We start from the raw sequence: 14,416 nt of genomic DNA, 5'->3' as shown, positions 1-14,416 counted from the left end.
GTCAAAAGTAAGTGTCCAAATTTTATATTTGGAAACACGAACTTTCACACAGTACAATGTTTCATTGGGAACATGCATTAATTGGACTAATCTTTATTTTAGAGTTCTTAAAGCAAATTTCTCTGTCCATGAGCTTTATACAAAAGATCAACATGTTAAAACATCACATTATTTTAGTTCAACTATTGTTGCACCATCTCCACCTTCACCATAGCCACCTAATCTATAATTTTTAACATGTACATGTCTCTTAAGCATATCATTTATTGCTTTTCTAAGAATTCCAGTACCTTTTCCATGAACTATTGTCACTTCTCCAAGATTGCCCATATAAGCATCATCTAAATATTTATCTACTCTATAACACGCTTCTTCTGCATCTAGACCTCTTAAATCTATACGATTTTCAACTTTACTGAAATGTAATTTTAATTCTCTCTTTTTCTTTACCTTTTCAACTTTAGATTGTTTAGTTTTTCTCAAGTCTTTTAGCTTAACTGAAATTTTCATAATTCCAGCTTCAACTTGTACTTCTCCTCTATTATCAGGCATAGAAATTACTACAACAGTTTGATTTAAAGATGGTAAAAATGCTTCCATTCCTAAAGTTACCTTTTCAAGTACTTCACCGTCATTTTCTTTCATCTTATATAGATTCTTTTCTTTTTCTTCTAAACTATCTTTAAGTTTTTTACGTTCTTCTTCTAATCTTTGTCTTCCTCCACTTGCAATACCAAGCTTTTCAAGTTCTCTCATGGCTTTTAATATTTCATCCGCTTCATCTTTTGCATTAGCTACTATCTTTTTAGACTCTTCTCTGGCTTCCATATAAGCTTTATCTTTAACTTTTTCAAGTCTTTCAAGTTTTTGTTCGTATTTCTTCTTTAATTCATCTGCTTGATCTTTAATGACTTTTGCATCTCTTGCATCTTTTTTAGCCATAATACTTTTTTCTTGAAGATTCTTTATTAAACCCTCAAACTCTAAATTTTCTTTAGACATATAATTTTTTGCACAGTCTATAACTTCTTTTCCAAGTCCTATTCTTTTAGAAATCTCAAAAGCATTAGATTTTCCTGGAATTCCAATTAATAACCTATATGTAGGTCTTAAGGTATTAATATCAAACTCTACAGATGCATTTTCAACTCTATCCTTTTCTAATGCATATGCCTTTAATTCACTATAGTGAGTTGTTGCTATTAGTTTTGCACCTTTGCTACTTAAATTTTCTATAATAGCTATTGCAAGTGCTGCACCTTCTGCTGGATCAGTTCCTCCACCTAACTCATCAAATAAAATAAGTGATTGTCTGTTATCATATTCCATGATGTTTACTATATTAGTTAAATGTGATGAGAAAGTTGATAAATTTTGTTCAATACTTTGCTCATCTCCTATATCAGCAAATACTTCCTTAAAAAACGATACAGATGAATTAGAACTTGCAGGTATAAGAAGTCCACTAAGAGCCATTATATGAAGTAATCCTACTGTTTTTAATGTAACAGTTTTCCCCCCTGTATTAGGTCCAGTTATCATTAAAGTATCAAATTCATCACCTAAAATCACATCTAAAGGTACAACTTTATCTTTTTCAATTAAAGGATGTCTACCAGACATTATGTTAAATATTCCGTCTTCTCTTACCATAGGTTTTATTGCATTTAATTCGCATGCATATTTTCCCTTTGAAAAAATAAAATCTAAATTAGTAAGTATTTTAAAATTACTCTCACAGTGTTCTGCATTCATTTTCACTTTTAATGATAATGCTGCAAGTACCCTATCTATTTCAGCTTTTTCTTTTAACATAAGTTCTTTTATTTCATTATTTAAATTAACTAATCCCATAGGTTCTATAAAAAGAGTAGCTCCTGTTGAGCTCTGATCATGTACAAGTCCTGGTACTGAACTCTTATATTCTGCCTTTACTGGAATTACATATCTATCGCCTCTTATTGTATATAAAGAATCTTGTAAATATTTTGAATTACTTCTTACTATTGAGTTTATTTTTTCTCTAACTGAAGAATTCTTTTCTTTTAAGCTTCTTCTTATATTATATAAAGTAGTACTAGCATTATCGCTTACTTCGTCTTCTGATAAAATAGATTTCTCTATTTCTTTTTCCAAATCATTAATAGGCATTAATATATACGCTAAATCTTCTAACTTAGGAAAAGACACATCTTGCTCTTCTCTTTTAAAAAATTCTTGCATTCTTCTAGTTGCTGTAAGCATTCCTAATACCTTTAATAGTTGCTCTGGAGTTAATGTTCCTCCCTTTTTAGCTCTTTGAAGTATATCCTTTATATCATAAAGCCCTTCTATTGGTGGATTGCCCTTCTTCATTAATATTTCAAGTGCCTCATTAGATTCCTCTAAATTATTATTTATTTCATATGTATTATCATATGGCATAAGCTCATCTACCAATTTCTTGGCAGAACTGCTATATGCATACTTTTTAAGTATTTCTTTTACTTTATTAAATTCTAAAACTCTTAAAGATCTCTTGTTCATTTATAGTTCCCCTCTACTCTACACCTCGTTTATAATGACCTTTAGTATAGCTTCTATTTTCACTTTTTTTAAGTTTTTTCATTTCTTCTAAGATTACTTTAACCTCATTATAAGTTTCATCTTTAAAGTCAACTCTAAACGTAGATATATTAAATGTTTTTAATTCTTCAATTTCTTCTATTAAATTTAAAGCAAGCGAATTTAATATATGACTTCTGCAGCTATTATCACCTAACACTTTAAATGTTTCATTTTTTCTATCTACCAATGTAAATTCATCTCTCATACAAGCACCATTACACTCTTTTGAGTTAGATTTATTTCCAAAGGTACTTCCAATTGGACAATATTCACTAATCATCAATTCAGCTTTTCCATAAATTCCAACTGCAACATTATAATCAACACTCTTCATTATCTCTTTAATTTCTTTTCTATTTAACTCTAGACTTAATGACGGAACGTCTATATCTTCTCTATAAAAATCTAATGCTTCTTTATTGAAAAGATTTAATTTATAATCTCCTATTATAAATAATCTATCTTTATATAAATTAACTAATCCTACATTAGATGTTATTAACCCTTTTATATTAGGACTAACTTCATCTATTTGTTTAACTATATTTTTAAATTCTTCTTTGATTATATTAGGAGTCATAAAATACAAGTTTTTATTTTCTATATTTTTAAAGTCACTTATATTTAATGCACCTTTATGTTTAGTATATGATATATCTAATGCTATATTTTGAACAGCATCATCTTCTAATAAAGCTTTTAATTGTTCTTTATTTATACAACTATAAATATATCCTAAGCTTTCACCAAACTTTAAGTTTTTATCCAAAATATCACCTTTAAATCTTCTTCGTCTATAAGAAGACGTTTCTTGCTTTAATATTTTTTCAAATAACTCTCTTCTTAAATTATTTAAAGAAGATATTCTTATAAATCCATCTTCAAAAGTATTAAACAATACTTTTTCAAATTTATATGGTATTTCTCCAGATTTCATTAAACATTCTTCTACTCTTTTTATATCTAATGGTGATTTTTCTGCTGCTTCAACACTATCACCTGAAACTTCATATTCTCTTCCCTTGAATTTAGTTTTAAGTTTTAAAGGAAAACCAACTTTAAATTCTAATTCACCTTGTAATAATACTTTTCTTTTATATGGCTTTACATAATCCTTTAATTCATCATATAATTTTTTATCAGACATTCTATATATTAAGTCACCTTTTTTATAACCACTAGGTGTTAATTTAACTTTATCACCTTTAAAAGCTTCCTTTACTTCTTTGCCATTAAGTAATATTTTCCCTAATACAAATCCTTCATGCCCGTATCTTATTCCATCACCAATACTTATGTTTCCCTCTAATATAATTTCACTTTTATCAAGTGCCTTACCTACAGGAATTCCAGTATTTTTAGGGAAATTATAACTCATCATATCTTTTCCTGTGTTTTTATATAGATATGCTTTAGAAAAACCTTCTCTATTAAATAGCTGAGCTAACTGAGTTCTTCCCTTTTTTAAATCAAATTTTTGTTTATAAATAACCTTATTAATTGCTCTTCTATAGGTATCTACAACACCTGACACATACTCAGGTCTCTTCATTCGTCCTTCTACTTTTAAAGATGCTGTTCCACTTTTTATTATTTCTTCTACATCATCAATTAAGCACATATCTTTTGGACTAAGTAAATATGCCTTTTTAGGTGCAGTATTTTCGCCCTGTATTATATATTCCATTCTACAAGGTTGAGCGCATCTTCCTCTATTTCCGCTTCTTCCACCTATCATAGAACTCATTAAGCATTGTCCTGAATAGCATACACAAAGTGCTCCATGTACAAATATTTCTGTTTCTACACCTAAATCTTTTGATATGTATTTAATTTCATTTAAAGAAAGCTCTCTAGATAAAACTATTCTAGATAATCCTTTTTCAGTAAAATACATTGCACTTTCACCATTATGTACTGTCATTTGAGTTGATGCATGTAATTCAAAATCTGTATATGTTTTTTGTATTAAATTAATAAGTCCCGTGTCTTGAATTATTAAAGCATCTACCCCTATATCATAAAGGTATCCTGCATATTTTAAAGCTTCTTTTATTTCACTTTCTTTTAACAAAGTATTTATAGTTACATACACCTTAACTCCATAGCTATGTGCATAATCTACAGCTTTCATCATCATTTCATTATCAAAATTTGATGCATATGCTCTTGCCGAAAACTTATTTCCGCCTAAATAAATAGCATCAGCTCCTCTATTTATAGCTGCTACTAAGCTCTCCATACTACCTGCTGGTGCTAACAACTCTATTTTTTTCATTAATTTCCTCCTGAGTGTTTTAATTAGCCTTGTTTTTATGAATATTAATTCTGCATTAAAACAAAACATCATACTTTTATTATTCTTAAAAACCTTTAAAAACTGCTATTAAAAATAGCAGTTTTTAAAATTGTTATAATTCTATTATATTACCCTACTTTTTATGTGAAAGTGGAGCTATAACTTTTTTCGTTTTACTATTTAAAAATTGTTGGCTTTTTAGCGCTGCTAATTCTATTTCTACAGTTAATAGTTTATCCTTTAATTCCATAACTTTATACTTAGATGTTCTAAGATTATTATTTACATTTTTGCTTCTTTCCATAAGTTTACTCTTATAATTGTTTAATTCTTCAACTTTATTTTCTAATTCCACTACAGAAGCATCCTTTTTACTTAAAATATTTTTTAATGTCTCTAAGTTTTTCTCTTTTTCATCTACATTAGCTTTTAATTTTTCTAATGACTTTTCTTTATCGTCTAAGATACTTTTTATATCTATTAATGATTTATCTTTATTACTTAAATCATCTCTTAATTCTTCTATTTCTTTATATTTTATATTTATTGTCTTTTTATTATTATCTTCATTAACAATTAACTTAGAATACTTATCTTTTAGACTTTTTAGTTCCTCATTTACTTTTAAATTTTCTTGTTTTATTTTGTTTTTCTCATTATTTATTGAATTAATATTATTATTTAATTTTTGAATATTGTCTTCTAATACCTTCTTATTTTTTATTTCCATATTTATCTTGGAATTTAATTTTTCATTTTCTCTATTAATCTCTTCTATTTTTTGTTTAAAAGTTGTAACTTCTTTGTCAGTCTCATAATAAAGATCACTGATATTTTCAAGCTCTTCTTTACATTTAGTATACTCTTCTTGAAGAACTTGTTTGTTGTTCTTTTCATTTAACATCAATGATGTTAACTCTTCTATCTTACTTTGTAACGCTAAACAATTATCTTCTAAAGACTTACTTTTTTCAGCCAAGATAGAATTTTCTTCTTCTAAACTAGCTCTAACTTTAATTGTTCTTTCAAGTTCTAATGAACTTTCTGTATTTAAAATATTTAAATCATTGAATCTTTTGCCTAAATTAGTACATTTGTTTTCTAAAGAAGAAACTTTATTTTCTAATTCTTTAACATTTCCACTTGAAACTTGTAGTTTATTTATTAATTCCACTTCTTTTCCTTTAGATTCATCTATCTTTTTATTAAGGAATTTATTTTTTTCTTTTATTTCTACGACTTCTTTATTTAATACATTTTTTAAATTGCTAACTTCTTTTAAATTATTCTCTAATTTAGTATTCTTTTCTAATAATAAATTTTTTTCTTTTTTTAGATTAATTGCTTCTTCCCTTAAAGTAGTAAGTTGTTGTTCTATCTCTGCATATTTTTCTTTTAAAGATTGCTCACCATTTACTAATTGTTCTTGAAGCTTTGTTTTCTCTACTAGTGTTGTTTTTAAATCTTCATTTAACTTGTCTACTTTTTGAATCAATTCACTTTTTTCAGTTTCTATATTTTTCTTCTTATTAATGGCATTTCTTAAATTAAAATCACATTCGTAAAGTTCATCTGCTATATTTACTGCCGCTAATACAGTTGCAGCACTAGTGCTTAACCTAGAGTTTTTACTCATTATCTCTTTTACTTTACTATCAACAAAATCAGCTAAATCAACTAAATATTGTTCATTTTTATCACCTTTTAAGTTGTAATCCATACCATTTATATTAACTGTTACCTTAATCATAAATTACACCTCTTAAAATTTCTTTCTCATTATTTAATTATATTCTATATTCACTCATAACACAATTATATTGGTACATACTTATGATATAAAAATATTTACTTTTTTCTTACTTTTTTTAATGCTAAATGTCTTTTTATATCTAACATTAAAATTTGATAATTTTTGCAGTCGAATTATTAACACTAAATCTTAAATTTTTACTATTAATAATATTTATGCTATATAAAAATTATAAGAACCAAGAGATAAATTTTAAAATTTCATCTCTTGGTTCTTATAATCTTTATTAATACAAAACATTATAATTTATGTTTTAAATTATTAGCATGTTCCTTTATAATTTCACCTTGTTCTGTCATCTTACCTTTTATCTCTCTTGCAGTATCTTTTATTTCACTCTTGATTTTTCTTGCAGTATCTTTTATTTCATCTCCAAATGTTTCCATAATATAATTTCTCCTTTCAAATAATAAGTTTCTACATTATAAGTTTGTGCAAAGATATAAATATTATTAATAAATCTGTATATTATTTATCAACACACATAATTAAATTCCATTTAATTGATACAAATTGAAAATTTCACCATTTAGATGTATAATTTAATAATTATTTTTTAGTTCTGTTTTAAATATAAGTTGACATATGCAATAAATAAAGTTACGTATGCCAATACCTTGCTAAAACATAGCCTTATACTTAAATACAATTAATTGATTTAATTATTAACAAAAGGAGATCGACGATGAAATTAAAAAATAAATTTATACTTATGTTTTCTGCATATTCAGGACTCCCTAAAGAGATCTATATACTATTTTTAGGCAAAATAATAAAATGATATATTTAGCACTAACGGTGCTAGATACTTTGGTTTTTTGAGCAGTTTCAATGGATTAATCGTTATTTTATTTACTCCAATAATAACAAGTATAACAAAGAAATATAGAATGCTTTCCATTATTTCAGCAGGAGGACTTTTTTATTCATTAGCCTTTGGTCTTTGTTGTTTTGCCTCTAATATCTTTTCATTTTTTATTATTGTGACTATAATGACTATAGGGGAAATATCAATTGCCACAAACGCTCAAACTTTTATAGCTAATTTAAGCTCCTCTTCCCATAGAGGAAGAATAAATTCAATTTTGCCTTTATTGTATGGAACTGGAAATGGTATTGGACCTATAATCATGAGTAGAATGATTTCAAGAGTTGGAATAAAACAAGCCTGGTTAATTGTCAGCTTAATCGTTGGAATAGGTGGAGTACTAATGTATTTTCTCAATTGTATTAATATATCTTCATATAATAAGAAGTAGTAAGACTCTAACTTCTTACTTTTTAGTTTTGATTGATATGTTTTTTCCATCAGATATTAAGGTTATTTCTCCTTGTAAATCTGTTCTATAAGTTTTTATACCATTTTGTGATATTTTATTCATAGTTTCTTTATGTGGATGACCATAACTATTATCCTTTCCACAACTTATTATCCCATATTGTGGAGAGATAGCTTTTAGAAATTCATTGCTTGAAGATGTTGTTGATCCATGATGCCCAAATTTTAATACATCAGCCTTAAGATCTTTTGAATATTTAAATAGAACTTCGTCTTCTACCAATGTTTCTGCATCTCCAGTAAAAATTAACTTTTTATCTCCAAATGTTAATTTCATTATAGGAGAATAATCATTAAATTCTTCGTAACTACTTTTCATTGGAGAATATACCTCTATTTTAGCTCCAGAACCTAAATCAAAATTCATTCCTTCTTTTATTTGTTGCACTTTTAGTCCTTGTTTTGAAACTGAAGTCAACATATTTTCAAATGTCTTTGTTGTATGAGTAACTTTTGGCATATAGAAATTTTCTACCTTATAATTTTCAAATACTTTGCTCATTCCACCTATGTGATCTTCATGTGGGTGAGTCGCAATTACCATTTCAAAATCATCTATATTTTTTTCTTCTAATTGCTTTAATAAATGATCCGCTTCACTTCTTGGACCTGCATCTATTAATATATCAAAATCATTAACCCTTATATATACAGCATCCCCTTGTCCAACATCCAGATACGAAACCTCTAAATTTCCACTTACATTGCTTAAATTTCCTACATTATCTACCTTGTTGGAATTAAAGTCATTTCCAAAAACAAAACTCATAAGCCCTATAAGAGCAAAAAGTACTATTGTTATAAATTGAGCTTTTTTATTCCCCTTATTTTTTTTCATACTCTTTTTAAAAGCTTTTTTTAATTCGTCATTATTATTACCCAAATTATTCCCTCCATCTTAAGAATTTAAATTCTTTTCATCACTTTGTTAAACTGTTTTTAAATAAAGATATGTCACTAAATATGTGCTGATATATGCACTAGTAAAGTGGCATTGCATATATCAACACACTAATAAAACATAAGCTATTATTCAAAACATACGTTCGCTAATTTATAGTATAAACTAATAAAGTTATCAAATAAAGACTTTTATTTGATAACTTTATCTAATTATATTATTTTTGGCTATGTTTTAAAATATGTTTATATATACAATAGGCAAAGTGCCATTGTACATTACTCCGTTCACTTTGCTTCTGCATATATCAACACATTACTAAAACATGTCCATATTTTTAGTCATTTTTAATATGAACGTCCATTTGAGGATATGGTATACTTATTTTTTCATCCTCAAACTTAATTTTAACTCTTTCTAATAAATCATAATATACATCCCAATAATCTTCTGTTTTTGTCCATATTCTTAAAGCAAAATTCACTGAACTATCTCCATGTTCAGATAATCCTATAAAATACTCTGGATCTTTTAATATTTTATCATTACTTAAAGCAACTTCTTCTATAATGTTCTTAACCGTAATAACATCTTCATCATATCCAACTGAAAACTGTAGATCAACTCTTCTTTTGTCCTTAGCTGTATAATTTATTATACTATCATTTGCTAATTTACCATTTGGTATAAGTATCTGTTTATTATCTGTAGTAAGTACATAAGTATAAAATATCCCTATTTTTTCAACATTCCCTGAATGTCCTACTGCATCAATAAAATCGCCTATATTAAAAGGTCTTATCAATAAAATAACAACCCCACCAGCAAAGTTAGATAAACTGCCTTGAAGAGCAAGTCCTACTGCAAGACCAGCTGAGCCTATTAAAGTTACAAGTCCAGTAGTTTTCATTCCAACATAATCCATTATAATCATTACAAGTAATACTTTTAATGATATATTTATAAAAGCATTTAAAAACATTGTCAATGTGACATCAAATTCTTTTCTTTTAAGAATTCTGTCCATAGTTTTAATAATTTTATTTACTATTTTCCATCCTATCCATAAGGCTAATAATCCAATTACTATTTTTAATCCACTTAAAGCTAGCCAACTATATACTTTATCTAATATTACTGATAATATATTCATTTTTCCCCCTTGATTTATTCATTAGTTTACTTATTATTATACAAATCTATATACTAAAATTCTATAAGTAAGTTATGCCAAGGAGACTTAACATTTTAGTCTACTGTTTAATTTCTTTATTCTAGTATATTTATTTCTTGATTATTAGCATCGATTTTAACTTTAGCTCCCAAAGGAAGCGTAAGTGTTGGTAAACAATGGCCACAGCAAACATCATATAGTGTTGGTTTTCTTTCTGGCACTATTAATTCTTCAAATATTTGAATTAATGATAAGCTTTCTCTTCCCTTTGGTGGTAAACAATCAGTCCATTTTCCTAAAATTATTCCACTTGCATCTTTAAATTTATTACACTGCTTTAATTGCATAATCATTCTATCAATTTTGTATGGATATTCATCAATCTCTTCTAAAAATAATATTTTTCCTTTAGTATCTATTTCATACTCAGTTCCTAGTGTTGAGCAAATTACTGAAAGATTTCCACCAACTAATCTTCCTTCAGCTTTACCTTTAAATAAAGTTCCCATTTTTGTATCTTCTGCATTTTTTAATTTGCCTAATGGCTCTGAATCGAATATACTCTTTTTAAAATAATATTCCGTGTAATTATCTAGTCCCCTATACATTTCTGTTGCTGGCATCGGTGCATGAAATGTTATAAAATTGCATCTTGCATTTATTGCATTATGAATAGCTGTAACGTCACTATATCCTGAAAATACTTTAGCATTCTTTTTTATCATATTGTAATCCAGCTTGTCTAGAATCCTTGTTGCTCCATACCCTCCCCTTATTGCAAAGATTCCAGATATTGATTTATCACAAAACATTTTATTCATATCATCAGCTCTTATCTCATCACTTCCAGCTAAATAACCATAATGAGATTTGCAACTCTCACCAACTACAACTTCAAATCCAAAATCATGCATTGCTTTAATTGATAACTCTAATCTTTCTTCAGTTGTTGGACTTGATAATCCTACAAGAGCTATTTTATCTCCTTTTTTTAGTGCTTTAGGTCTTCTCAATATATCTCCACCTTCTATAATTACTTTAATATCAATATATTTAAACTTAAGTTCATTTATCCTTAAAGTGTTAAATTTAATTGTATAATGAGGAATATGGTGCAGCATATGATTATTTTTATCTTTAGGATTAATTTCTTAATCTTTAAATGGGATTATAATTTTAGTTATCCACAATTTTTTAAAATATACTTTTCTAAATATTCAGAAAAGTATAGGTCTAGCTATAATCCCATACTTTAACATATTTAAAAGCTAAAAGCTATATATATTCCAACTTTCAGCCTTAGAAATTTTTATACTTTCCTTTACATAAAAAAAGGTGTCTTAGAATTCTAAGACACCTTTAATTTTATATTATGCTATTAACTTCCAAGAATCATCGCTACCTGGAATTGATTTAGTCCACCATTTAGCTTCATACATTTTTCCATTATAATTAACCTTATCACCTTCAACATAAATAGATCCTTCTTCATAATCTACAGATCCGTCTTCATTTGGAATAACTTCCTTTTTCCAAGCCTCTGATTTGTCAGGATTTTCTCCCTTAACCCACCACTTAGCTGTGTACTTGTTACCTTTGTAGATTACAGTATCACCTTCTAAATATATTTTGTTTGGATCATAAGTATCTTCAATTTCTGATACTTCTTTAACTGTAATGTAGCATTCCTTAACATCCTTAAGTCCTTCACTATCTGCAACTGTATAAGTTAAGTTATATTTACCTGTTACTTCAGTATTAACGTCACCTTCAACTTTAATCTTTGAAGTTAAGTCTCCATCTTCCTTATCTTTTGCAGTAACACCTGCCATCGGATCAAATTTATCTCCAACAGCAATTATTTGGTTCTTAACTCCAGAAATAGTTGGCTTAGTATTTGCTGGTGGATTAACTTCTCCGCCTTCATTACCACTACCAAATTGCTTAAAGATATTAGTAAATTCGTATTGTGATGATACACCTCTATTGCTTTCTAACATGGCATCCCTATTCATTGACCAGAATGAAGCCATTCCTAAGCCTTTTTCTATAGAATGATTTACTAATAACTTAGACCATTCTGTAGTAAATATTGGATGTGCTTCGTTTTCAAATCCTATAGACGAAGTAGTACCTATCTTGCCATAAGCTTCTTTATCACTTAATTGAATGTTTGCATATTTCTTGAAGTAATTCTTAACTTGATCCTTAGTTGAATCAATTGCTCTAATTGATCCAGTACCATAGTTTTCACCTGGTAATAATGTTCCACTTCCATAGCACATAGTCATGATGTTTACTAATTTAACATCAACACCATTTGCTAAGTAAGCTTCTAAAAGATCTAGTTGTACTGAAGTTAATCCACTTGGTAATACTGGTAGTGTTAATACTATGTCTACTCCAGTTTCATCTTGAACATTCTTTATTGCTTTTGCATTTGCAATATTATAATTCTTATTTTGAGCTCCACCTTCTATATCAAGGTCAAGTATTGTAAGTCCATAACCTTTTATAATTTCTCTATAAGTATTAGTTAATACATCAACATCTTGAGTTACCTGCCAAAAAGCTGACCCATTTAAACCACCTAATGAAATAGTAACATCTCCGCCCATTTCGCGTAGATCTTTTATTGACTTCTTAATACCATTGGTATATTGATCGTTATCTTTATTTTGTTCATTTAATACTTGGTATCCGCCCCAGCCCCATTGAACTTTACCATCTTTAATCGTATTAGATATAGGTTGAATAAAACCTAGGTTAAAGAATTCAACTCCAGTATCTTCTGATATTTTAGCCAGGTTGGCTGCGCCATTATTAGAGTATCCTGGTTTAGTAACCCAAGCTACCATATCAATGAATGGTGCGTTAACTTGCTTTGGCCATTGAATACCTTGTCCAACGCCAAAATCAGCATCATTTTCAGCTACTGCAATTACACGTTGTTTTTCTGCTTTTAATCCTTCTGAATTTTTAACTGTGTAAGTTAAGTCTGCCTCTTCATTGTCCTTTGCAAAGGCTGTCATACCTGTATACATAGGTGTGAATGACATACCTACCATCACTGTACATACAACAGATGTTGCAACCATTGTCCTTAGTTTGTAATTTTTCTTTAAGCTCATAAATATTTTCCTCCTATTAGAAATTTTATTTAAAATTTCAATAAGCAGCTAAAGTTTTTCTTTAGGCACATAAAAGAAAATAATAGATCAAATATGCATGGTATATTTGATGTTACACAAGGAGGCAAGTTTAGTTAATATCGAGTTATTAGCTGAACTTGACGACACAGTATGATGCAAAATAGATAAGCATACTGGTCTATTATTTTTGAAATGTGTCTTAGTTTTTTTAAAACAAAGAAAATCTTATACAATTAATAAATTAATATTAATCGGCAACTGGCTGGCATGGAATTTCTTCTTTAGCCCCTTTAGCTTTGCGTCACTAGATTTCCCTAGCTATGCCTATTGAATTTTATTGAAAGTTGTATACATATAATTATTGGCATTTTTCTAGTCTATTTACACTTTAGGATAATCTGTAAAAGCACTTTAAAATGTATTATCCCAAAGTAACAAATATCCTCTTGAAAGTAACAATAAAATAACAATGTCTACATAATTCTTATCGTATGAAAACAAATTAACTTTATAGCATTACAATTTATTCATATTTTATAAAATGCCAACAAAAGACAAACCCACCGTTTGCCAATTATATTTTACAATCATAAATTAAATTTTAAGCTTTGTTTTAAAATCATTCATTAAAATAGGATGTCTTAGAATTCTAAGACATCCTTAATTTTATATTATGCTATTAACTTCCAAGAATCATCGCTGCCTGGAATTGATTTAGTCCACCATTTAGCTTCATACATTTTTCCATTATAATTAACCTTATCACCTTCAACATAAATAGATCCTTCTTCATAATCTACAGATCCGTCTTCATTTGGAATAACTTCCTTTTTCCAAGCCTCTGATTTGTCAGGATTTTCTCCCTTAACCCACCACTTAGCTGTGTACTTGTTACCTTTGTAGATTACAGTATCACCTTCTAAATATATTTTGTTTGGATCATAAGTATCTTCAATTTCTGATACTTCTTTAACTGTAATGTAGCATTCCTTAACATCCTTAAGTCCTTCACTATCTGCAACTGTATAAGTTAAGTTATATTTACCTGTTACTTCAGTATTAACGTCACCTTCAACTTTAATCTTTGAAGTTAAGTCTCCATCTTCCTTATCTTTTGCAGTAACACCTGCC

Annotated in this window: 10 protein-coding genes and 1 riboswitch; of the genes, 1 reads left to right on the top strand and 9 read right to left on the bottom strand. The window is 28.0% G+C overall.

Going from position 1 to position 14,416, the window contains the following annotated elements:
- Window positions 1-168: 168 nt before the first annotated feature.
- From RYM86_RS10655 to RYM86_RS10640, 4 genes are all read right to left on the bottom strand, one after another.
- The gene (locus RYM86_RS10655; RefSeq protein WP_315080356.1) at window positions 169-2,526 is read right to left on the bottom strand and encodes an endonuclease MutS2; all 2,358 of its coding nucleotides are present in this window, start codon (window positions 2,524-2,526) and stop codon (window positions 169-171) included.
- A gap of 13 nt (window positions 2,527-2,539) precedes the next feature.
- Window positions 2,540-4,885 carry a U32 family peptidase gene (locus RYM86_RS10650; protein WP_315080353.1) on the bottom strand — a complete coding sequence of 782 codons (2,346 nt, stop codon included), beginning with the start codon at window positions 4,883-4,885 and terminating at the stop codon, window positions 2,540-2,542.
- Between the two features lie 154 nt (window positions 4,886-5,039).
- Window positions 5,040-6,656, bottom strand: coding sequence for a cell division protein ZapA (zapA, locus tag RYM86_RS10645; RefSeq protein ID WP_315080351.1), 1,617 nt, complete (start codon window positions 6,654-6,656; stop codon window positions 5,040-5,042).
- 302 nt (window positions 6,657-6,958) lie between these two features.
- Window positions 6,959-7,105, bottom strand: a complete 147-nt coding sequence (locus RYM86_RS10640; RefSeq protein ID WP_315080350.1) for a hypothetical protein — start codon at window positions 7,103-7,105, stop codon at window positions 6,959-6,961.
- 432 nt (window positions 7,106-7,537) lie between these two features.
- On the opposite strand from RYM86_RS10640, the gene RYM86_RS10635 reads away from it, so the two are divergent.
- Complete coding sequence (locus tag RYM86_RS10635; protein ID WP_315080349.1) at window positions 7,538-7,978, top strand: MFS transporter; 441 nt, start codon at window positions 7,538-7,540, stop codon at window positions 7,976-7,978.
- Window positions 7,979-7,993: 15 nt separating this feature from the next.
- Here the strand turns inward: RYM86_RS10635 and RYM86_RS10630 are convergent, their stop codons facing one another.
- From RYM86_RS10630 to RYM86_RS10610, 5 genes are all read right to left on the bottom strand, one after another.
- The gene (locus RYM86_RS10630; protein ID WP_315080345.1) at window positions 7,994-8,941 is read right to left on the bottom strand and encodes a ComEC/Rec2 family competence protein; all 948 of its coding nucleotides are present in this window, start codon (window positions 8,939-8,941) and stop codon (window positions 7,994-7,996) included.
- Window positions 8,942-9,296: 355 nt separating this feature from the next.
- Window positions 9,297-10,112, bottom strand: coding sequence for a mechanosensitive ion channel domain-containing protein (locus RYM86_RS10625; RefSeq protein WP_315080343.1), 816 nt, complete (start codon window positions 10,110-10,112; stop codon window positions 9,297-9,299).
- A 116-nt stretch (window positions 10,113-10,228) separates the two neighbouring features.
- The gene (locus RYM86_RS10620; protein ID WP_315080340.1) at window positions 10,229-11,146 is read right to left on the bottom strand and encodes an LD-carboxypeptidase; all 918 of its coding nucleotides are present in this window, start codon (window positions 11,144-11,146) and stop codon (window positions 10,229-10,231) included.
- 357 nt (window positions 11,147-11,503) lie between these two features.
- The gene (locus tag RYM86_RS10615; protein ID WP_315080337.1) at window positions 11,504-13,264 is read right to left on the bottom strand and encodes an immunoglobulin-like domain-containing protein; all 1,761 of its coding nucleotides are present in this window, start codon (window positions 13,262-13,264) and stop codon (window positions 11,504-11,506) included.
- Between the two features lie 271 nt (window positions 13,265-13,535).
- Window positions 13,536-13,620: riboswitch (cyclic di-GMP riboswitch) on the bottom strand.
- Between the two features lie 336 nt (window positions 13,621-13,956).
- Window positions 13,957-14,416, bottom strand: a 460-nt coding sequence (locus RYM86_RS10610; protein WP_315080335.1) for a carbohydrate-binding protein, incomplete at its 5' end; no start/stop codon positions are given.

Origin of the sequence: uncultured Clostridium sp., assembly GCF_963527835.1 — a bacterium.
GTDB lineage: Bacteria > Bacillota > Clostridia > Clostridiales > Clostridiaceae > Clostridium.
This window is presented reverse-complemented; position numbering and strand designations above follow the sequence as displayed.